Consider the following 24,636-nt stretch of genomic DNA (forward strand, 5'->3'; position numbering starts at 1 on the left):
GTATTAAAACGACTTACTCCCCTAATCCTTTTAATACTAAGTCATCTATGCTATGGAATTCATGTTTTTCCGTAACTGATAGGAAATAAGATATTCTATCTTTATACTAAAAATTTTTAACCTAGCAGTTAAAAATTATTTAACAAACAAAATGCTAACGTCCAGTATTCAAACACAATCCCTTTATCTCATTATTAAATCTTTCCACTTTTAACATTACTTTAAACCTTTTTCGTTAACAAAAAAACTCACCACTTTTATGTGGCGAGCGTCCTTGTTATTCTTGTATTAAAACTTCAAGTGCTGTTTGTAATTGAGTATCATATTGTTTATCACGAACTTTATTACGTAAAGCTAATGTTAATTCACTTGCTGTTTTATTATCAATAATTCCTGTGACTAGAATTTCATTATCTGCTTGGAAGTTTTCAACAGCTGATACTGTTGATTTATCATAATATCCATCATGGCGTCCAACTTGATAACCTAAGGCTGTTAAAATATTTTGTGCATTCGCTATAGAACTATCTACCATGTCATACTCTAAAGATTTTCCATCTGTTAAGTAGACTTGATAGTAGTAATAAAATTCTGGCGCTTCAACAACTAGAGTAGGTTCTACCCCTACTTCGTTAATCCAATTTCCATCTGGTGTTTTCCAAACTTGTGTTGTTAATTTTAATGAAGAATGATCATCAAGTGGCATTGAAACTTGAACGGTTCCTTTTCCATATGATGTTGTTCCGATAACGGGATATCCGCCTGCCTCTTTCATCGCAGCGGCAAATATTTCGGATGCAGAAGCACTTCCTTCGTTAATTAACGTAACAACTTCATAATCTTTCCCCTCAGAACTTGTCATATATTGAGTTCCTTTACCTTCACGATTTTCAATCGTTGTAACGACTTTGTCTGGCGGTAAAATATAATCAACCATTTCAACAACACTTGTTAAATATCCTCCTGAATTGTTACGTAAATCAACAACTAAGGATTCCATTCCTTGATTTTCAAGTGACTCAATTCCTTCTTTAAATTCATTCGCTGTATTTTCACCAAATGTTGTCACCTGTAAATATCCAATCTTTTTATCTCCAATGGTCATTAATTCAGTTTTAACTGTTTCTTGTTCAATTGCGCGTCGTTGGACTTCAATATAAATTAATTCCGGATTATCGTTACGTTGGATACCTAAAGTGACCGTTGTATCCACAGGGCCTTTAATCTTATTAGTTACTTCTTGTAAGTTTTGTCCTACAACGTTCTCGCCATCAATTTCAACAACTAAATCATTGGCTAAAATCCCAGCTTCATCTGCAGGAGAATCTGGAAATGGTGACACAATCATTGTATAACCATTAATACTTGTTACTTCACAGCCAATACCTGAATAAGTTTCTTCTAGATGCTCAACAAAGTTTTCGTAGTCACTCATCGTAAAATACGTAGAGTGTGGATCATCTAATGAACTAATCATTCCAGAAATAGCCCCATCAATTAAAGCTTGATCATCACCATCATAAAAATAATAATATGTTTTCAATGCGTCATAAACTTGAGTAACTGAAGATGTTTCACCGTAATTAGAAGGTGAGACAATCGTTTGTACTTGCGTAGCAGGTTTAAATACTAACGATAAAATTAAAGTTACGACTACACCTAGACTAAAGCTTCCAATGATGAGAAACGTTTTATTTCGTTTCATCATATCACTCCTTTTCCATTCAACGGAACGAATATAACCTCTATAGTATTTCCCATCTATTCCAAATAATGTAGACTTTATCGGTTTATCTTTATTTTATCAATTTTTAGTAACATTGTCATGACTATAAAATGGAATAAATTAGATTAAAATGAGGAAAAGACGTATAAAAAGACTAAATCTCCATTTATAAACACATTCTTATTTAATAGTGTAAAAAAAAATGAGCCAATTGGCTCATCTTTTCGTTACCATCTAGATGGGAAATTAATATACTTACGTGGATTAACCGCATAAGGATAATTATAATAACCATCATACATTTCAAAGTGTAAATGGGCCCCAAAGGAGTTACCAGTGTTCCCCATGGTTCCAAGTTGCGTCCCTTGATTTATCTGTTGTCCGACAGATACTAAAGGTTTTGAGTGCATATGTGCATAAACAGTTGTAATTATTTTTCCATCCATATTATGTGAAATCATAACATGCCATCCATAAGCTGCATGCCAGCCTGAACGAATAACTGTTCCAGATGCTGCTGCTAAAACTGGGGTTGATGTATCACCTGAGTTTCCTAAGTCAATTCCAGTATGATTTGAATAACACATAAACTCACAACTTACATATCCTGTTTTTAATGGAATAATAAATCCGCCTGATGTCTGAGAAACTAATAAATTCTTTTGTTCTTCTGCAATTGCAATAATTTCAGCTTGAGATAAACGTTCACTCTCTAATTCTTGAATTTGCTTTGCAATAGCTGCCTTCTGGCTTTGAAGTTTTTCTTCGTAAGCCTCTAAATTTGCACGCTCTTGTTCTAAACTTGCTTTGCTTGCAGCTAATTCTTCCTTTTGAACTTTAAGAGAAGATAATAAGTTTTGTTGTTCTGACACTAAAGATTTTAATTGATCCATTGCCTCTGCATCACTTTCAGCAAAGTGTGTCACAACACGTAAGTTTTTAATAAAATCAACGATACTTGTTGATTGAGAAATAACTTCTAAAATCGTATTTGTACGAGATAATCGTTGTGAAACTCGCGCACGCTCACCTACAATTTCTTTCAATTCAGAAATTTGACCCTCTAGTTGCTCAATTTGATTCTCACTAGTCGAAATCTCACTTTCTTTTTGTTTAATTTGTTGCATATAAGAAGAAATCGCATTCTCTGTCATCGAGATTTTATCAAGTATTGCCCCAATATCTTCTTGAACGGCATTCAATTCCTGCTGTGCATCATTTTGTTGATTTTTAATATCTGAAATTTGACTTTGGGCCTGGTTAATTAATGCATCACATTCTTCAGTTGTTGTACATGTTGTTGTTGCCTCGGCAGTTAAATTCTGCTTAGGTGCAAAATGCAATGCCGTTAACACGGTTAAGCTAATTAAAAGTTTTTTAACCACGAAAGTTCCTCCTTCCTCATTTAATCATTAAATTTTTAATGAGTAACGAATTACGGCGAAGAAACTTCCGATTAAACTAATAGCAATTGAAATAATTCCAATTCCAAATGATAAAGTATACACTAACGGAAGTGGTGCAGTTAATTGGAACATTGGAATGACTAAGACTCCACCAAATAATTCATATAAGTATTGATATCCAAAAACTGTAAACAAAATCGGTCCAATAGCTCCAAGCACCCCAATAATTAACCCTTCTACTAAGAATGGTACAGTAACATGAGTAGCAGAAGCCCCGACTAACTTCATAATCTTAAGCTCATTTTTACGAGCATAAATTGTTAATTTGATTGTATTTTGAATTAAAAAGACTGCTAATACTAATAATACTACTACAATCCATGAGAATGATTCACGAATCATTTTTGTAATATTAGCAAAAGCTGCTAATGATGATTCTTCACCATAATCGACATAGCTAATATTAGACATCTCTTTAATTTCTTTAGCAACTTGATCGACATGATTAACAGCGTCGGCTGATACAACTAATGTCCCAACTAATGGATTTTCATCGCTTGTATTTTCAAAGAAAACAGCTAACTCTGGATCATCGTTACCAATACGATCGATAAAATCTTGATAGTTTTGCTCTTTAGTTGTGTACTCAACATCAACTACATAAGAGTTTTGTTCTATCGTGTCAATTGTAGATTGAATTTGTTCTGGTGTTGCCACTTTATCAAATTCAACAAAGATTTTAATTTCATTTTCTAATTGCTCTGTAAATTCATTTGAATTATGAGCAAATAAAACAAATAATGAACATAAACTTAAAGTAATCGTTAACGTAAAGATTGAAGAAATCGACATAAATAAGTTACGCCAAATATTCTTTAATCCATCACGAATATAACGGAAAAGTTGTCTAATTAGCATCATAATATCCCTTCACCTCATCACTAAAAATTGTTCCATGATCAACGGTTAGGACACGACAATCTGATTCAAAAATCAACTCATGATCATGCGTCGCCATAATAATCGTTTTACCTTCGCTATTTAATTTTTTAAGAATAGAAACAATTTGTTCAGAATTTTCAGGATCTAGGTTTCCTGTTGGTTCATCGGCAATAATAATCGCTGGATTATTGGCAATCGCACGAGCAATTGCAATACGTTGTTGCTCTCCACCAGACAACTGATTTGGATAGAAACGCATTTTACTTTTTAATCCAACTAATTCGATTGCTTTAATTGCTTTTTCACGCACCTCATTTGCTGGAAGACCAATGGCTTCTAAAGCAAATGCAACATTTTGATAAACCGTTAGTTTCTGTAATAATTTAAAATCTTGGAATACGACTCCAATTTCACGACGTAATTTTGGTACTTTGAATCGACTTAACTTTGTCACATCATGACCATTTACTATAATTTGTCCACCTGTAGCTTGTTCTTGACGATTAATCATTTTCAAGAATGATGACTTACCAGCACCACTTGGTCCGATTACAAAAACGAACTCGCCACTTTCGATATTTATATTAATATTATGAAGTCCAATAACTCCATTCGCATACTTTTTATTTACATTTATAAATTCAATCATAATCTCCCCACCTATCTCTTGTAGAATCGAATTTATTATAACATACTAATCGACACTTACATTTTTTATACGACAATTGCCAACAAATAACAAATGTTATCCACATCTTTGTAAAAAAATAATAACAATAATAATATTTTAGCATACAAAGAGAGATAATAGTATAATATGTCGACGATTTCCCTTCAACTTTTACACTGTTTACATATTATCTTTATCTGTTTAACCATAAAGAGTTTTTTTTTGGAACAAAAAAGCATCTTTTCCTATTTGAAAAGATGCTTTTTATATTAAGCTGGATAAACTAAGTTCTCTTCTTTAATAACATTTAATGTATTTTCAAGGAATTTTTGGGCCTCATATTTAGCCATTGGCAAATTCATATCTAAATAGTTTCCACAGTCACGAGCACTTGCTCCTGGAACTTCACCTTCATAAGTCGCAACAAATTCAAAGGTTTCCTTAATTAAATCTACAACGTCACCTGATTTTAAATCACCTTTTAAAATTAAATAAAACCCTGTACGGCATCCCATTGGGCCAAAATAAATGGTTTGCTCAGCTGCCGTTGCATGGTTACGTAAAAACGTTGCTGCTAAATGTTCAATTGTATGAATTTCAGCATTATTCATAACAGGCTCACGGTTTGGTAATTTTGTACGAATATCAAAAGTTGTCACAACTTCTTCTCCAATGACATCTTGACGTGAAACATAAATTCCACGTAATAAATCTTCATGATTTACAGTAAAGCTAGGAATTTTCTTCATTTAAAACACACTCCTTTGACTAACACTATCTCATTGAAAGACTTAACCCCCTCTGAACTTCATTAGTTAAGAAGGGGTTATTCTTATTAAATTATTATGCCTCATCTACTATACTTTCGTCAAATCATGATGAAGTATTAAATTGAATATCGTAAATAAGCATCAATAAATCCATCTAAGTCTCCATCCATGACTGATTGAACGTTCCCTACTTCATATGAAGTACGGTGATCTTTAACTAGTGAATACGGGTGGAAAACATATGAACGGATTTGACTTCCCCATCCAATCTCTTTCACTTCACCACGGATTTTTGCTAACTCTGCTTCTTGTTCTTCAAGCTTACGTTGATATAATTTTGATTTTAACATCTCCATCGCTGCTTCACGGTTTTTAATTTGTGAACGTTGATTTTGACACGTTACAATCGTATTCGTTGGAATATGAGTAATACGAACAGCTGAATCAGTTGTATTAATATGTTGTCCACCAGCTCCACTGGCACGATATGTATCGATTTTTAAATCTTCTGCACGAATTTCGATATCAATATCCCCTGAAAATTCAGGCATCACATCACATGAACAGAATGAAGTATGTCGTCTCCCTCCTGAATCAAATGGTGAAATACGGACTAAACGATGAACACCACGCTCTGCTTTAAAGTATCCAAATGCATTTGTTCCTTTAATTTTAATCGTCACACTCTTAATTCCGGCTTCTTCTCCGACAAGGTAATCAAGAACCTCGATTTTAAATCCTTTACGCTCAGCATATCGAGTATACATACGATATAACATCTCAGCCCAATCTTGAGATTCTGTTCCACCTGCCCCTGGATGTAACTCTAAAATTGCATTATTAGCATCATAAGGTCCACTTAATAAAATTTCTAATTCAAATTTGTTTAAATGTTCCGAAACTTCTTCAATTTGTGATTCTAATTCAGCTTGTAAATCAGCATCCGGTTCTTCTAAAATTAATTCAAATGCCACGGCCAACTCTTCTACTTCGCCTTCTAACGAGTAAAATGTATTAACTTTATCTTTAATTGCATTCGCTGCATTAATAACTTCTTGGGCCTTACGTTGGTCATCCCAAAATCCTGCTACCTGCATTTGATCATCATACTCTTTAATTTCCGCTTCTTTTTGCTCAACGTTCAACGAATCTTTAAATTGATTGATACGCTCAGACATTTTCTTAATCTCTGATCTTATTTCATGAATTTCCATTATCGTCACCACTTCTTCATGTCAACTTTTATTAACTTATGCATCATTTAAGAAAACTTTAATGAGACTATAGTTCTACTTTATATCAAATTATTTGAATAACCAAGACTATTCTTCAATCTCTATCTTATTAATCGTTTGGTAGATAGTAATTCCTTCTTAAACGAAAAACAAGTTCAACTGATATTTAAAACATCAGTTGAACTATGATTTCAATCTATCCAATTAGTGTTCTTGTCCACAACATTGTTTATATTTTTTCCCACTACCACATGGACACTCATCATTGCGTCCCACTTTATCAGCTTGACGTGTTACCGGGCGTTTTTTCTCTTCTTTTCCACTATTTGTAGCTGTTGGTTTCGCTACTTCCTCACGTTGTAAGTTTTGGCGAATCTCAGCACGTAAAATGTAACGAGTGACATCATCTTCAATACGTTCAATTAAACGATTGAACATTTCAAACCCTTCAGATTGATACTCATGAAGTGGATTAATTTGTCCATAAGAACGTAAATGAATTCCTTGGCGAAGAGCATCCATTGCATCAATATGATTCATCCAATGCGTATCAACAACACGTAAAACAATAACTTTTTGGAACTCATGGAAAATTGATGGATCAATTGATTCCTCTTTTTGACGGTAATTATCCTTCACAAGAGTTGCAATATATTCAATCATCTCACTTGTTGATTTTCCTTCAAGCTGAGATTTTTCTACATGATCAACTGGGAATAAGTTTGTATTTAAGTAGTTTAATAACCCTTCATAATTATACTCAGTTGATGATTTAGCATCAGAGGCTTCCGCTGGAGCAAATTGTTCTACTAAACGTGTGATTGAAGAATCAATCATCGCAAAGATTACTGATGTTAAATCTTCAGTTTCTAAAATATCTTGACGTTGCCCATAAATCACTTCACGTTGACGACGGATAACATCATCATACTCTAATAAATTTTTACGCATATCATAGTTATTACCTTCAACACGTTTTTGTGCAGATTCAACGGCTTTTGTTACCATTTTACTTTCAATCGGTTCATTTGGATCCATTCCTAATTTATCAACCATTTCGTGCATGCGATCAGAACCGAAACGACGCATTAATTCATCTTGGAATGATAAATAGAAGCGTGTATATCCAGGATCTCCTTGACGTCCAGAACGTCCACGTAACTGATTATCAATACGACGAGACTCATGACGTTCTGTCCCGATAACAGCTAATCCACCTAAAGCCTTAATTTCATCTGTTAATTTGATGTCAGTCCCACGACCTGCCATGTTTGTTGCAATCGTAACAGCACCTTTTTTACCAGCATCCATAATAATTTCTGCTTCACGCTCATGGTTTTTCGCATTTAAAACGTTATGAGGAACCCCTTTACGTTTTAACAACTGAGAAATATATTCTGATGTTTCAACTGCAACTGTTCCAAGTAATACAGGTTGTCCTGTTTTATGACGATTTACGACTTCCTCTACTACCGCGTTGAACTTTGCATTGACATCTTTATAAACTAAATCTGGTGCATCAATACGCGCGATTGGACGGTTTGTTGGCACTTCAACAACCATCATATTATAAATGTTACGGAATTCTTCCTCTTCTGTTTTAGCAGTCCCTGTCATCCCTGATAACTTATTGTATAGACGGAATAAGTTTTGGAATGTAATCGTTGCTAATGTTGAAGTCTCTTGCTTAATTTGAACATTTTCTTTAGCTTGAATCGCTTGATGAAGACCTTCTGAATAAGCACGTCCTTTCATCAAACGTCCTGTAAACTGGTCAACAATTACGATTTCTCCATCTTGAACCACATAATCAACATCACGTGTCATAACAAAGTTTGCTTTTAATGCATTATTAATATGGTGTAATAATACAGCATGTTTAATATCATATAAGTTATCAATGCGGAAAGCACGTTCTGCTTTTTCAATCCCGCCTTCATTTAACTGAATATTTTTCGTTTTAATATCAATATTATAATCTTCTTCATCACGTAATGACTTAACAAAGCGGTCAGCTAAAACATAAAGATTGGCTGTACGTTTTTGTCCACCTGAAATGATTAACGGTGTACGAGCCTCATCGATTAAAATTGAATCGACCTCATCGACAATCGCATAATTTAATTTACGTTGACACATTTGTTTTGCATAAAGCACCATATGATCACGTAAATAATCAAATCCTAACTCATTGTTCGTTGAATACATGATATCACATGCATATTGAGCCTTCTTCTCTTCAGAAGACATTCCAACTAAATTTAATCCAACAGTTAAGCCAAGCCAACGGTATAACTCACCCATTTCACGAGCATCACGACTCGCTAAATATTCATTGACAGTAATGATATGAACCCCTTTACCAGATAACGCATTTAAGTAAGCTGGCATCGTAGAAGTTAATGTTTTTCCTTCCCCAGTTCTCATTTCTGCAATATTACCACCATGTAATGCAATTCCCCCAATAATTTGCACTTTAAATGGTGTCATACCAAGCACACGTGTTGAGGCTTCACGTACAACAGCGAAAGCTTCAACTAATAAATCATCTAATGATTCACCTTTTTCAATTCGCTCTTTAAACTCTAATGTTTTATTTTGAAGTTGCTCATCTGTTAATTGTTGCATATGTGGTTCTAATGCAATAACCTCATCTGCTAATTTATCAGCACGCTTTAATACTTTGACACTTGGGTCTAACATTTTTTTAATTGCTGCAATCATCATCATCGCTCCTTGTTTCTATATCGTCACTAAAAAATTAGCTACATACCTTTAAATATAGTATTAAATAAGTGTAAAAAATATCATTTGAAAATAATTTATTAACTTGTATATTGTTTACAATTATTTTATTAACATAATGTTACCACTTTTAAGAGAACATGTACATAAAAAATCACCCCCCCATTTGGGTAATTTACGTACAGAAATATGATTATTTCAACTAATAACATACTTTAATTAATGAAATACATACTAAAATGAGAATACACACCCATTTTATCACTAAAATTAACTTAAAAAGCTGCCTCTGGCAGCTTTTTAAGCATCTTTTTAAATCAAATTTTATATGCACATCAAAGAGACTATCTAATTAGATAGCCTCTAAATTATTATCGAAAATTAATTATTTGTTTCAATGACACCGTACTTACCATCTTTACGACGATAAACCACACATACGGCATCTACTGCCATGTCACGATACACATAGAAATCGTGTCCTAGTAAATCCAATTGCATAATCGCTTCTTCTACATCCATCGGTTTTAAATGAACATTTTTCACTTTATAAGGGACTTCATCCTCCGCTTGATGAGTGACTGGTGTATCATCAACCGTTACAAAGTAATCGCTGATTCCTTCACGTTCACGAATTTTTTTATTAGCTTTTGTTTTATTACGGCGAATTTGTCTTTCTAATTTATCTACAACCAAATCAATTGCTGCATATAAATCATCATTTTCTTCTTCAGCACGTAAAATGAACTGATTTCCTGGAATCGTTACTTCAACTTTTTGGATGACATCATAGATTTTAATGTAAACACGGGCTTCTAAATCTTGATTATTTGGTAAGAAACGTTGTAAGCTACCTACTTTATCCTCAATGTAATTTTTAATAGCCTCTGTTACAACGAAACGATTAGCTCCCCTGATTTGAATTCTCATTAGAATCACTCCTATCTATCTGATGTACCTTTATTATACTACAAACATTTGGAAAAAGAAAGCGTTTTAAAAAACTTGTCTATTTGTGTAACGATTTTTTTATCAGATGTTTGTAGCCCTTGTCGAATCACTCTTATCGAATCATCAAACACTGCTTTAAAACACCATTTGTGTCTAAAAGTGACTTATATAATTGTAAGCATTTATAGGCAAAAATATTCCAAAAACCTCTCACAAAATACTAATAAATCCTTCTTGTTCTATTTTTTCAGGTATCATAGATGTTATTTTTATAGTCTTTCCCCCCTCTCCTTTAAACTGTAATGCTTCTAGTAAGATTTCACTTAACTGATCGTCTACATCATAAGCGATTAACTCTTTAATATCTGATTTAAATTTTAGAAGCCCTTGATGAAGTGTTGGAAGTATGACTTCTAATAACACAAAATCACCAAGATTAAGACGTCTTATTAATTCACGCATAAATTCATTATCTTCATACATTTGAAGGGGAAATGCGATTAATTTATTAGGAATCATCTGCTCATGACATCTTTGACAGAGTTTTGGTTCTACATGGGCAAACACCATCGAAAAACTATTAATGACAATTAAATTTTTACAAATGAGGCACTTCATCTTTTAATAGTCCTCGCTCTCTTGCCTTTTTATTCATCATTTTAATTTGCTCCCGGGCATCATCCATTGCTTGAGTTACGCCATAATGAAAAAAGACGATTTCACCATGAGGAAACTTAGGAGAACGCCCGACCCGACCACTAATTTGAACTAATGCACTTTCTTCAAAAACTTCGTGCTCTGCACCTAAAATGGCAACATCAATATCTGCAATCGTCACTCCACGCTCTAAAATCATCGTCGTAATCAAAAACTGTCCATCCCCTTCTTTAAATCGACGAACTTTATCTAACCGATTAGAATCACCCGAATAAACAAATTCAACCTCAATTTTTAGTTGCTTCTTGAGCGCCCTAGCTAACTGATGTCCCGCTTCAATAGTTGGTACAAATAATAAAGCACGTCGTTTCATCTCTATTTTTTGAAACATCCACTTTTTAACTGATAAAGGTAGCCTTTGACGTGAAATCTTCTGCTCAAAATGACCACACCATTTGAATTTTGGAATATCCAATGGATACAAATGATACCGTGCTGGAATGAGACAACACTTTAAATCACCCTTTTTAATCCGTCGTTGATCTTGCTTTGAAGGAGTTGCAGATAAATAAATCGTGGCACACCCTGGCACACAAGCTTTATTGGCAAGCCTTGGCAACATCGCATCAAACGTATAGGGGAAAGCATCCACTTCATCAATAATCAAAAACTCAAACGCCTGATAAAAGCGAATCAACTGATGGGTCGTTGTAATCACGATATCTCCATACTTATCTTTTTCATCTGAACCTCCATGCAATCCAACGACCAAGGCATTAGGAAAAGCCTGACGCAAACGTGGTACTAATTCAACAACGACATCCGCCCTTGGTATCGCCCAACAAACTCGCTTTCCCTCTTTCAACGCACAAGAGATTGATTCAAACATCATTTCTGTTTTACCTGCTCCACAAACCGCCCAATTCATACCTATATAACCTTTATTTAGTATCTCTTGGCTAAAATTCGAACCCTCCTGTTGCAAGGTCGATAATTGAAAATCAGCATTCAAAACATGCGCATTATGAGTGATCGTGGCCTTCCTTTTCGAACGATACAACAAACTATGTTGATTAATCTGCTTAAAATCCAAACACTCCCGGCAATACGTCAATCGCTCACCACGATACACATACTGACCAAAGGATTTCTCATTTAAGCACCGTGAACAGAACCAATGTCCGTCACGTTTTTCAAGGCCTTTGATTACCTCAAGTTCTTCTTTATCTAAGCGTCTATCATTCGATATCGTCTCATATTCCTGCGCTGTCCACTCACGGCCACACAAATCTTGCATCAACATCACTCCTTACCTTAACATACGTCAACCCTTCTTTAATTCCTTTAAAAAAGTGAGGATAAAAATCCTCACTTAATAGTCTCAACTTCACATCGTGGTAATAACTCTTCATAATCCTTTAAAATAACGTGTGCCGTTTCAAATGTCATCGCATTCGCACTCGATAAAGCAATCGCTTTTTTTAACATCACTGCCGGCTCATCACCTTCATCAAACGAAATACACATAGAAGCAACAACCGTATCACCACAACCTAGCGTACTTTTAACATCAACATCAGGTGCCAATCCTTTCCATACACCCTTTTGTGAAACTAGCATGGCTCCCTCTTTTCCAAGCGAAATCAATACATACTCAATCCCTTCTTGGCAAAGATGTTGTGCAAACTCAATCATTTCTTCTTGCGTTGCTGATTTCACTCCCATTAATTCAAACATCTCATCTTTATTCGGCTTAATAAGTTTAGGCTTTTGCTTAATCGCAACCTTTAATAAAGCTCCTGATGCATCTACAATAACCGTATGACAATTTGCTTTTGCAAGTTGAATCAACTCCGTAAAATAAGCTTCATCAACTCCACGAGGGGCACTACCACAAATCGCCACAACACTACTCACCTTAGCAAGCTCCTCTACTTTATGAATCAATGCCTCTTTTTCAGCAGAACTCACCTCAGGGCCCTTCTCTAAAATTTCCGTTCGTTTCCCTGACTTATCAAAAAGCTGAATATTTGTACGAGTCTGCCCTTCAATCGCAATAAAATGATCATTAATTTTCTCATCTTCAAAACACTGTTTAAAAATAGGGGCTACAATTCCACCTAAAAAGCCTGTTGCATTAACTTCACGTTTAAAATCACGTAAAACTTTCGCCACATCAATTCCTTTTCCTGCAGCTGAACTATTTAAAATATCGGCACGATTTGTTTCTCCAACCTGAAGACTTTCAGATTCCATCAATTTATCTAAAGCTGGATTTAAAGTAATCGTCGTAATCATAGTTATCACACTCCTTCAGGTTTAGTATATTCCAAACAGAGTAAATCATTTACTAAAAAGACTGACTCTTTCGAGTCAGTCTTCAAAAATTATTTTACTTGTTTTTTATCATTCTTATTTCTTTTAATATAAGAAACAAAAGCAAGTAATGTTGAAAAAACACCTAACGTCATCCATCCCATTAACGTATAACCTGTTGCAGGTTTATTAGTCGTTGTTGATGATTGAGTGGTTGAATTAGTATTTTCTTCTGGTTTTGGTGTTTCAGGTTTTGAATCATCTGGTTTTGATGTATCCTTTATGAAAGAATTCAAATAACTAATCACATCGCTTTGATTAGTGTCCACAGTTAAAATTAAAGAAATACTTTCATTAGCACTTGTTAATAAAACTGAATATTGAACTTCATTACTTCTAGTTTTCAACATAGATACACTTACTGTAAAATTAGATAATTTCTCAAACATTGATTTAACATCTGATAAACTTGCACCTGTTATATCTAAAATTAACGGTTTATTAACGACTCCTGTTCCTGTTACTGGTTTAATAACCGTTGAATCAATCGCATCTTTAATTGAATCTGGGATGATATAATTTGGTTTTTCAGGTACAACTGGCTCTTCAGGTTTTGGTGTTTCAGTTGAACCATTTGAACTAATCTCGGTTCCAACTGTAATAACAGTTGGCTCTGTTTTATTTGTTGCCATAATCCCTAAAAACTCTTCGCTTTCAAGCAATAAGGTTTCTAAACCATTAAAATCAAATCCACCCTTTTCATTAATCGTTGGATAGTTTTTCATATCCACATTTTCAAACCAACTAGATGGAACAGATTCTCCATTAATATTTTTACCATCAAGATAGTTAGTTTCACTTGCTAAACTTGACTGTCCAGTCAACTTAATATCATCTACTTTACCACCGTTATAAGAAACAAAGTGATCTAACTTATAGTTTGTTTCTTTATAAGATGTATATAATGAAAGGTTTGTTCCACCGTTATTAAATGAGACAGTATTATAAACTTGAACGTCTGGTCCGCTGTTACTTGTAACTCCTTTAGCATAGTTGTTGAATGAAATACTATTTATTAGAATGTGATTCCCCGGCATACTTTCTCCACCAAGTTTAAATCCATTTCCTTCACCCACCACTGTTTTCTCAGGATCTGTTGTCAAGTATCCATTTTCATACGCAATTGAAGACTCAACAACAACTTGTCCGATGCTTCCTGATGTTGATTTAGCATATAAATCCCAACCATCATCAATATTGTTATGAGAAATACAGTAACGGAAAATATTCCCAATACCTGCCGTGATTTTAGCTGCAAACCCATCTGCATCATTAGCATTAGCATCCATGTTGTCATAAGACTCAACACTTTGTACTAAGTTATAGCTTGGCCACATACTCTTATCTTCAGAAGCCGAGCCACTAATTTGTACTCCTGTCGTTCCATTTTTATAGACTTTCAATTGTTCAACAATATTATGATTCCCTTGAATTAATAATGGTTTTGCATTATCTTTTGAATTACAAATTTCAAATCCAAAGAAGTGCCAATAGTCAGCATTAATAGTAAATCCACCTTTTGGTGATTGTGATAAATCAATCACCACACGTTTACCAGGTTCGGCCATTAATGTAATCATCTCATCAGCTGTTCCGTCATGTCCACGGTCAATCGTAATGGCTTCTGTCAAATAATATGTTCCTTCAAGTAAGACAATTTCCTGTCCCGGTTGAGCATACGCAACTGCCGTATAAATATCCAGTGGATTTTCTTGACTTCCCTCTCCATTTTTGCTTCCTGTTGTTGAAACATATAATGCATTTTCGCTAGTTCCAAATGACTGATAATCAACACTTACATTTAATGATATTGGTTCTAATGACGAAATTTGTTGATGACTTTCAAACGTCGGTTGGTCTATACTTGGTACAAATTCTACTGAAAACTTATTCGTTCCTTTATCTAAAGTTAATTCTTTCAAAATACGTTGTGAACTTTCTAATGAAATATTTTGATATAGAATATTTCCTTTCTCATCTTTAATCGTTGCAGTTCCGGCTACATTTGAACGTAATGATAAATCATAATCTGCTTTTGATGTTGTTTTCGTTGTATCACTAGAGATAGTCGGTGTAATATACTCAACCGGTCGCTCAAGTGCTGCATCATCTTTATCAGGAGATATAACTGTTAAGTTAATATCTGAAACCGTGACTTGAACTCCTCGTGATGCCATGACTCCAACATATAAAGTATCCTCATTTTGTACAGTTAATAGTTCATTATCATAATCATAATAAATGACTTCATTCGTTGTATCATTATTCAAAATAGCATGATATCCCGTATTTGATTTACGAAGAGTTAATGTGTAAACATCCCCTGCTGTATAGTGAGGCTTAGATGGATCTGGGAATTGATTCTGATTAAAGTTCCAATCAAAGACTGACGTATTAATTAACTGACGATTACTTGATGGTACTGATGCTCCTTCTTCATAACCTGTAACAAAACGTCCCCCTGGAATTCCGTTATATGTCGTTGTACCATTCTTATAACGCGCAAACACAGCTCCAGCAGAGTTATAATAACGTGCACTTGAATTCCCTGTCACAAGACTATCCAGGGCTATAACTCCAAATCCAGATTGTCCATCATAAGTTTTTCCGCCTACAGTTGTTGCATCAACTTTAAATGTAGCCGTAAATGTGAAATTTTCACTAGTTGGTAATTCAGTGTAATAGAAAGTCATTCCATCTTCACTATCTGCAATTTTACCATTTGAAGCTGCAATCGTCACACTTCCATCTGTATTTTGAGTGACAGTTCCTGATGCATTTGATCCTACGTTCCCACTTTTCCATTCAAATTGTTGTTCTGGAATTTCAGTATCATTCTTCACTTCATAAAGTTTATAAATATTATTTTGTTGATTTTCATCAATTGGATTCCAGTCACTAGTATAAGCATCTAATCCTTCTACGGTTTTAGCTGCACCTTTTGCAAACACGGTTTCAATACCAATAGATGTAGCCTCTTCAGGTGTTAATAAAGAACGAGTATCTGATAATTCAAATCCTGGTCCATAATTTCCAAATTCATAAAATCTTGAATCCTTCGCTAATGAAGTTGAACTCATATCATCCCACCCTTGTGTTGTGATATGACTACCTAAATAATTATTAATATAAATAACTGATGGAGTTACTGTATAAGTCGCACTACTTGGTCGCCAAGGTCTTCCTAAAGAAACTGATTCATCACGAATATCATCTAATCCAATTAATTTTGAATTAATCACTAAATAACCATATTCATCTCTATCCCAGGTACTGGCTGCTGTAACATAGCCATTACTTACACCATTCGGAGATTGACGATTATAAGATGCAATTTCACAACTATTAAAAATAGCTTGTGCACGTCCAAAGATAAAGTCTACGTCACCTTCAATATAGCAATTATAATAATATTGACGCGCTGCAGATTCTTGACTACTCGTGTTAGCTAATAGTGTATCTTGATTTCCGATAAATCGAACATTAATCAACATACTTTGGTCAGCTTGATTATGAAAAGCTACTGCTTGTTCATTAGCCTCACCTTTTTCAACAAATGAGTTTTCAATTGTAATATTTTCTGCACTGAATCCAATCGCCTTTGCTTTCACAGTAACACTTGCACTACCACTAGTTCCATATTTAATTCCTGTTTCAGGATTAATTGTTCCATGAGCAGCATCATATGTCCAAATTGTTTTTTGTGCATCTTCTCCGATAATACTAATATAAGGGGATTCAATGATTGCTTTTTCTTTGTATACTCCATTTTTAACAAAAATAGTGACACGTTCTTGATTACTAGATGAAACAGAATTTACAGCTTCTTGAATACTGCCATAAGTTGCAATTCCATTAACCTCTTGACCTGCTACACCTTGAAAAGAGGCATCAACGACTTTGTCAATATTTTCTTCAGTAAGATAAACAAGATTATATGTTTTCAATGTTGTTTTACCATCTGATGTTGTGTGGTAAATCTTAATCTCATTTCGACCGTAATCTAGTTTGAAGATTTGCTCAAATAACTCACCTGCTGCTTTTGAAGCAGAGTCAACTAAAACCTCACCATTTTGTTCAATCTTAATTGTTCCATCTAAATTAGTTGATCCTTCTAATGTAATATGTGATGTAAACACGGTATCATTTGGTTCTTGTACCATATTAAATTGTGCAGCATCTTTTCCATATTGAAGATTCAGAGGATTACTGTTATTTGGTAAGCCTGCAATAGCTTGTGAGTCATGCCCCGCTCCTACTGCATTTTTTGCCGCTATCTTATAATAATAGGTAACAAAATTTTCTACATTAGAATCTGTGTACATTAATTCACTCGATTCAATAGTTGCAATTTCTTCATAGATACCATCTTTTTCATTTGAACGCTTGATTATATAATGCGTGGCTTCATCAACAGCATTCCACGTTAACGTAACATGTTGATCACCACTCATTGCTTGAACATTTTCAACTGTTTCAACAGGCATTTCAATCAATTCAGAATCATAGTAAACTTTCTCAGCTGTGGAAATCTTCACATGATCAAATGTTGCTGTAGCAGGCGTGTCACTTCCCCCATTGGCAACAAACATTCCGACATACCATGTATCTGCAGTCATAGAAACAGTTTGTCCTTTAAATACAGTGTTATCACTTGGGAAAGTTGGATCCTGTGAAACATAGTATTTAAAAGAATTACCGCTTTTTTCAATCTTAATATACAACTCTTTATTACTACTATTTAAATCGTTAGAAATAGCTGAAGCTCCTGTTTTCCCGGCTTCCCCATCACGATATCCATAACGATATTGATCTTTACTATGATCTAAATAAAGTGCAAAGTAATCTGCATTAGCACTTGTATTATCCGCGCGTACGACTAATCCAGCTTGCCCCTTATTAGCATTAGTCATATCAAAATCTGCAAGACGTGCAACAATCGTGACGTCACCTTTTACTTCAAAATTAACAAACTGATAACTATCTGTTGCACCCAAATCCTTTCCAATCACATTTCCTGTTCCTGTAATGACAAATTGTTTTAACTCTTTATTAAATACGGCATTTCCATTTCCGTCCGTACTATTAATTACCGTATTATTAAATCCTGTTGGTAAAGAACTAGATTCTAAATTTACAGTTGGTAGCACTTCTTCAAAAACTTCTTCTTGAGTTGAATTTTCTAGAATATCAGATGCAATCTCTACTTCAATTGATTCTTCTACATCAATTACAATTTCATCTTCCTGTAGAACTTCAATTACTTCTTCAGTCTTATCTTCTACCTCATTATCAATCATTTCATTTTCAATAGTTTCACTATCTGTCTCCTGAATGATTTCATCTGCTCCCAGATTAATACCTTCATCGGCAGTAGCTTCAACTCTAATAGTACTTACCTGAAAGTTAGATGTTAAAATTGAAATGGCAAGTATCGCTGATGTTCTTTTTTTAGCTGTTTTCAAATTCACGAATAATTCCCCCCGGATTCACTACTTAAGTAGCATCGTTCATTTTACGAATAGTTTTTCATTTCCTTCTTAATTAACCGATTAAAATTCTTTACTCCCTCCATTCTAATTTCACATTAATTCACAAGATAATAATGCCACACTGTAAACGGTTACGTTGTCGAACCATGACAGAAAAGAGGAAAAAAATTCGCTTTAACGTGCGGCATTCGTATTTCCGAATATAGTAGTTTTCCTAATACACTTTAACCATATTTTGAAGACAGAAAAGTCTACTTTCTTTTATCTTGGCGAAAAAAAGACTGACCCTTTGGAGTCAGTCTTTTAAATTATTTTACTTCTTTTTGACGTTTATTATAAATTACGTATGCTACATATCCAGCAACGATAAATGCAATACCACCTAACATCCATCCCATTACTTGATATCCTGTTTCGGGTTTACCTGTTGATGGGTTTGAAGTCGTTGAATGATTTGTTGAGTTGTCGTTTGAATTATTGTTGCTTCCATCTGTGTTTCCACTATGATTTCCACCTGAATTAGAACCGCCACCTGAAGTGTTAATTAATGAATTTAAATAATTTACAACTTCAGTTTGAGATTTTGAAACTGTTAAAATTAATGAAATAGTTTCACCACTTCTTGTATTTGGAATTAATTGAATAGAATACTGGAATTCATTTGATGCTTCCGCTAATAAAGTGACTTTAACCGTATATCCTTGGAATCCATTTATCATTTCTTCAACATCTGTTAAAGTTGCACTTGATGCATTTAACATTAATGGACTTTCCACTGATCCATTTCCTGTCATTGGTTTAATCACAGCTGTATTAATTGCCCCTAAAATTGAATCAGGAATACTATATTCAGGAACCTCTGGATTTGGAATTTCTGGCGTTTCATCATCAATAACCACTAATTCATCAGTATCGCGAACACGAATACGTGATCCTTCTGGGTCCTCTGCTGATAATCCAACAGCATATAACGTATCTCCTACTGAAATACGTGATTTCCATGAATCAATCTCATCTACTTTACTTCCACCAATATATCCATTGATGAAGACACGAGCTTCTCCACTTCCATCATTAACAAAGATATTTCCTTTTTCAGTATCAATTCGAGTTACTGTTCCTTTCACGGCTACTAATAAACCTTCAGTTTCTTCTAACATACTATCTGCAGTTGACATGAATGTTGGTTTCACTAAGTTAATTGACTCATCAAGAATTTCAACATCTAATGCTTCATTCACATTTCCTAATTGAGTATCACCTTCATAAGCTCCAACCACACCTGTAATACGTACTTTTTGTCCAAGTTTTAATTTTAAATTTGAAATTGGGTGAATCGTAATCCCACCGGTTTCATCTTGTACATAAATAACATCAAAGAACGTTGTTTTTGAGTTAGAGTTCCCAGCAGTCACATAACCTTCGATTGTACGAGTTTCACCTGCTAAATCTGGCATATTATCCCCATCTAGATCAGTATGAAGTTCTTTAATAGGGGTGATTTGCGCTTCTTTCGCTGGCGCTAAATCATTGATTAAATTTGTTACAATCGTACGGTTTGAATAATCATTCTTTGGATTCATTTCGAAATCTGAGAAGAACGTTACACCCGACGCTACTACTTTAGATCCATTTGGTAAAGTTTCAACTGCTAACGCAACCATGTCACCTGGATTTAATGGAGTATAATCGCCTTGTTTATCCGCGTCATCATTCGTTGTAGTCTCATGCCCTTTTACCACAACATCAACATTTGTTGCATCTGCCGGAACTAAAACTGAATTTCCACTATAGAAACTAAATTTATAATCCGTATTTTTTGAATTACCTTGCTCTATTTTTCCAAAATCAATTCCTTTTGTATAGGGACTTTCTTCATTATAATCATCGAAGTATAAACGGTATGCTTGCCCACCATTTTCAACTGGATCTACAACCTGATCATCATTGAATCGAATCGTTGCACCGATTGCCTCTAAAACTTTATTTCCTTGAGCTGCGTTTCCAAACTGACCCGTTTGATCTTTATAATCAGCTTTAGATGTGACGATTAAATCCCCACCTGCTTCAACAAAGGCTTTAATTGCTACGACCTCTTCATTACTGTAAACAAAATCATTTTCTGGATCTGTAATAATTAAAACATTGATTCCAGTTAAAATTTCAGATGTAATTGTTTCAGTATTAATCTTAACAACTCCACCTTCTTGGCCTACTAATTCAGTTACATAGTTCATGTTTCCAGCATAGTTTCCGGTTACGTATCCATTCATCTTACTTCCATCAATTAAAACATGGCTTACTTCACTTGAATCAAATGCTGTAATTTCAATACGCTCTGTATATTCACGAACAGCACCATTAATCGTTAATGTGAGCACTGCTTCGATCACATTTTTCCCTTTTTTCGTAATTGGGAATGTTGCTTTTAAAGAACCATTATTTGATGCTTCAATCATAGCTAATGAATCTGTTGCAACAGCTTCTGTTGATCCATTTACATAATATTCTACTTTAGCATTGGTAATAGCTTTACTTTCATTATTAAATACAACTGTTTCAACCGTTACCTCATCTCCTACTAATAATTTAGATGAGCTTGCTTCAACGTTTGAAATACCTACATTTTCTTTTTCCCCAATCCAGACTGGAGCGGTTACCGCGATATCTTTATCTCCTTGAACCACTTTTACATAATAGTAAGTTGATGATGCATCTGGAGTAAATGTTAACTTCCATTCTTTTTCAGTCGCATTTACATTTGTAACCTCATGAGCAACGCGCCCACCATCTGTGATTAATTGAATTTTATCAATCGTATCTCCAGCATCAGGATCTAATACTGTTACCACTACATTAGCTTCTGATTGCTCAGATAAAATAGACCCCATTGTCGCACCATTTAACTCATATGAAATCTCTAAATTCTCATCTTCTGTTGAATAAACACGACGTTCACGAATCGCTTCATATAGGCTTTCACGTGTTAACTCTTCCGCTTCAATTACAGTACGCGCTGTATTTGCATTTCCCCATAACCCTTTATGGTTATCTTGGTTATTTGTTGGAGCAACGTGCCATCCTTTATCTAACGCACGAGTATAATACTCATAAGATGGGAAATGTCCACTTCCACGAATCGGTCCATCACCATTCCCTACTTCAATCAATGTAATTAATTCATCCACTTGTTCATCATAGAATCCAAAGTCTACGAAATCACCAAATGTTGTTCCAGGATGGTTAAATTGTGAAACTGATTGTTCTTGCGTTTTTAAGGCATTATAATACGATTTTAAATCCATTGCTGCATTTGTACGCGTCTCAAACCCTGGTGTATTGAACGTATTCATATGTCCATACTTCCCAGTACCCGCTGACCAAGTCATTTCATAAGCATATAATGCTGTAAACACACCATCTTCATTATACTTATCAGCCGCTGCTAATCCTGTATTCCACTTCGTACTCATTGATCCATCAGCAATACTCGCTTGTGTATCATTATCAAATGAGTTTGAATGATCAGTTACCGCTAAGAAATCAACTTTTGCTTGATTTTTAGCATACGTATAAGCTTCATCGATTGTTCCTTGACCATCTGATAAATTTGTATGAGAGTGTAATTGTCCAAAATATAAATTTCGAGCAACATCAGCAACTTTAAAGCTCCACTCTTTTTCGACGGCATTTCCTACTTTATCTTCTAACTGTAACTTAATCGAATAAGTTCCATTTTCTAATTCTTTTTCAACTTGGTACGTTACCTCAGTTTCAGTAATTGTTGCCTTTTTAGTTACTTCTTCACCATTTAAGAATAACTTCACTGACTCTGTGTTAATTCCTGAACGATCAGAATATTTAGCAGAAATTTTAGGTGTTTTATTTTTACCTAAGTTTGCATTATCTGCTGGAGATAGACTCGTAATAAGAGGCGCAACCTTATCTAAATCAGAAATTTTAACCTGATATGTATCAGTCTGTGCTTTATTTCCTTCAGCATCTACTGCTTCAATATAATATTCCATTCCATCTGTTGATAAATCAGACTTAGAAATCGTGCCTTCATATAAACCGTCCACTAAAGCCATCTCAATTGTTCGGAACTTTTCAGTCCCTGCAACACGATAATTTAATGTTACTTTAGCAAGTTTACGATTATCTGATACATTGGCTTTAACCACTAAATCATAATCAAGATTTCCTTCTGCTAGGGCCGTATGTTCAATAACAGGTAATTCTGTATCAGGTTCTTTATCCTTTAATGAAGTAGCTACTAATTTTAAGTCATCTAATGAAACATTCATTTGACCTTTAGTCGTTACAACAACTTGTAAACGAGTCGCATTAGCTGGTACCTCTAACTCATGCTTCACAGCACTTCCAGTAATTTCACTAATCTCTGCTAACGTATGCCAAGTAGTTCCATAATCAGATTGATATTGAACCGCTAAAACTGTTGTTCCTGAAGCTTGAGAAGAATTTCCCTTCACAGTTAAGTAAAACTTTGCAGTATCACCAAGTCCAAACTCTTGCGTTTGAATAAAATGATCCTTTTGGTTCATCTTCAGTGCAGGTCCACTATAAGTTTCAGTTACATTTGTACTCCAACCATCAGCTAACGTTGGGAAAGAAGAAAATCCTTCATCAAAAACAACGATTTCTTCCACAACTGGCGTATTTTCTACAATGATTAATTTTTCAGCTACTAAACTTGGGTTAGCAGTTGATGTTGCCGTTAACATTGAACGTCCTTCAGCATGAGTTGTTATTTTTCCTTCAGGTGTTACAGTAATAACATTCTCATCAGTTGAAGCATACGTTACTTCTGTTTGTGTTGTATTTTCTGGTTGATACTCAACTTTTAACGTTGATTCAACCCCCACAGCAAGCTTAGAAGCTCCTGTTAGAACTAAACCTTCTAACGGAACAACATCTGGTGTTGGCTCACTTGGTAATTCTGCATCAGTAGAAGTAGATGTTGTTGTGACTTTAACATCATCAATCATCACATTCCCAACCACTTTATTAATCATAAATTGAACTTGTGTCACCGTTTGGGCAAGCTCAAAAGTTAATGTTTGTTTATCTTGAGAAATAACCTCTGATAAAATAGTTTCCCAAATCCCATTATTAAGAACTTTAACAACAAGCTCTGAAGAAAAATCACCATTATTTCCATTACCTTTTGCGACAAAAGATAACGTTCCTACATTATCTAATACAAACATCGGTGTTGTTAGTGTTTGTCCATTACTTCCAAGTTTAACAGATGGCGCAGCTAATCCACTATTTGAGATGTTATTATAGTTTGGACGTTGTCCATACGCATTTTCCTCTAACCACCCACTCGGCATTTCATTTATATAGTTATCAAAACCTTCTGATAAAACTACTTTCTGTACCGCCACTTCTTCCGCATGAACAAAATATTTCGGTGTAGGGATTACAAATCCCGTTGTTGCGATACTAACAGCTAACACACTGTTTAATACCTTTTTAAAAATTGTTGTCCTCATAATATCCTCCATATTACTTATTTTCTGAAAATAAAAATGGCCTTTAATATTTTCAGATTTATTTCCATTATAACAATTTTTTGGAAAAAAATAATTAATTTATTGTTAAAAATATAAAAATTTTGTCATAATTTAGTAATATTTGTA

General features: G+C 34.5%; 13 protein-coding genes. All 13 read right to left on the minus strand.

Features of this window, described 5'->3' with window-relative positions:
- Nucleotides 1-277 precede the first annotated feature (277 nt).
- Complete coding sequence (locus tag HLK68_RS02775) at nt 278-1,705, minus strand: S41 family peptidase (protein ID WP_006784630.1); 1,428 nt, start codon at nt 1,703-1,705, stop codon at nt 278-280.
- A 248-nt stretch (nt 1,706-1,953) separates the two neighbouring features.
- A complete protein-coding gene (locus tag HLK68_RS02780) occupies nt 1,954-3,111 on the minus strand; it encodes a murein hydrolase activator EnvC family protein (protein WP_006784629.1) in 1,158 nt (385 codons plus the stop codon).
- A gap of 27 nt (nt 3,112-3,138) precedes the next feature.
- Complete coding sequence (gene ftsX, locus HLK68_RS02785; protein ID WP_006784628.1) at nt 3,139-4,053, minus strand: permease-like cell division protein FtsX; 915 nt, start codon at nt 4,051-4,053, stop codon at nt 3,139-3,141.
- Nucleotides 4,040-4,723 carry a cell division ATP-binding protein FtsE gene (ftsE, locus tag HLK68_RS02790; protein ID WP_006784627.1) on the minus strand — a complete coding sequence of 228 codons (684 nt, stop codon included), beginning with the start codon at nt 4,721-4,723 and terminating at the stop codon, nt 4,040-4,042. Before ftsE ends, ftsX begins: the two co-directional genes overlap by 14 nt.
- Before the next feature lie 290 nt (nt 4,724-5,013).
- Complete coding sequence (locus HLK68_RS02795) at nt 5,014-5,493, minus strand: S-ribosylhomocysteine lyase (protein WP_006784626.1); 480 nt, start codon at nt 5,491-5,493, stop codon at nt 5,014-5,016.
- A gap of 137 nt (nt 5,494-5,630) precedes the next feature.
- Complete coding sequence (prfB, locus tag HLK68_RS02800; RefSeq protein ID WP_006784625.1) at nt 5,631-6,728, minus strand: peptide chain release factor 2; 1,098 nt, start codon at nt 6,726-6,728, stop codon at nt 5,631-5,633.
- Nucleotides 6,729-6,953: 225 nt separating this feature from the next.
- On the minus strand, nt 6,954-9,476 hold the full coding sequence (secA, locus tag HLK68_RS02805) for a preprotein translocase subunit SecA (protein ID WP_006784624.1): 2,523 nt from the start codon (nt 9,474-9,476) through the stop codon (nt 6,954-6,956).
- A 399-nt stretch (nt 9,477-9,875) separates the two neighbouring features.
- Nucleotides 9,876-10,424 (minus strand): ribosome hibernation-promoting factor, HPF/YfiA family, encoded by a 549-nt coding sequence (hpf, locus tag HLK68_RS02810; protein WP_006784623.1) that lies wholly within the window; start codon nt 10,422-10,424, stop codon nt 9,876-9,878.
- A 231-nt stretch (nt 10,425-10,655) separates the two neighbouring features.
- A complete protein-coding gene (locus tag HLK68_RS02815) occupies nt 10,656-11,063 on the minus strand; it encodes a hypothetical protein (protein ID WP_009606116.1) in 408 nt (135 codons plus the stop codon).
- Nucleotides 11,044-12,399 (minus strand): DEAD/DEAH box helicase, encoded by a 1,356-nt coding sequence (locus HLK68_RS02820; protein ID WP_132942574.1) that lies wholly within the window; start codon nt 12,397-12,399, stop codon nt 11,044-11,046. The genes HLK68_RS02815 and HLK68_RS02820 overlap by 20 nt, the downstream gene beginning before the upstream one ends.
- A gap of 71 nt (nt 12,400-12,470) precedes the next feature.
- Entirely contained in the window at nt 12,471-13,400 is a 930-nt protein-coding gene (gene pfkB / locus HLK68_RS02825; protein WP_009606140.1) for a 1-phosphofructokinase, read from the minus strand.
- Nucleotides 13,401-13,489: 89 nt separating this feature from the next.
- Entirely contained in the window at nt 13,490-18,949 is a 5,460-nt protein-coding gene (locus HLK68_RS02830; protein WP_132942575.1) for a pectinesterase family protein, read from the minus strand.
- 329 nt (nt 18,950-19,278) lie between these two features.
- On the minus strand, nt 19,279-24,489 hold the full coding sequence (locus HLK68_RS02835) for a CehA/McbA family metallohydrolase (protein ID WP_009606110.1): 5,211 nt from the start codon (nt 24,487-24,489) through the stop codon (nt 19,279-19,281).
- Nucleotides 24,490-24,636 lie beyond the last annotated feature (147 nt).

The sequence above is a fragment of the Turicibacter sanguinis genome (assembly GCF_013046825.1).
In the GTDB taxonomy this organism is placed as follows: domain Bacteria; phylum Bacillota_I; class Bacilli_A; order MOL361; family Turicibacteraceae; genus Turicibacter; species Turicibacter sanguinis.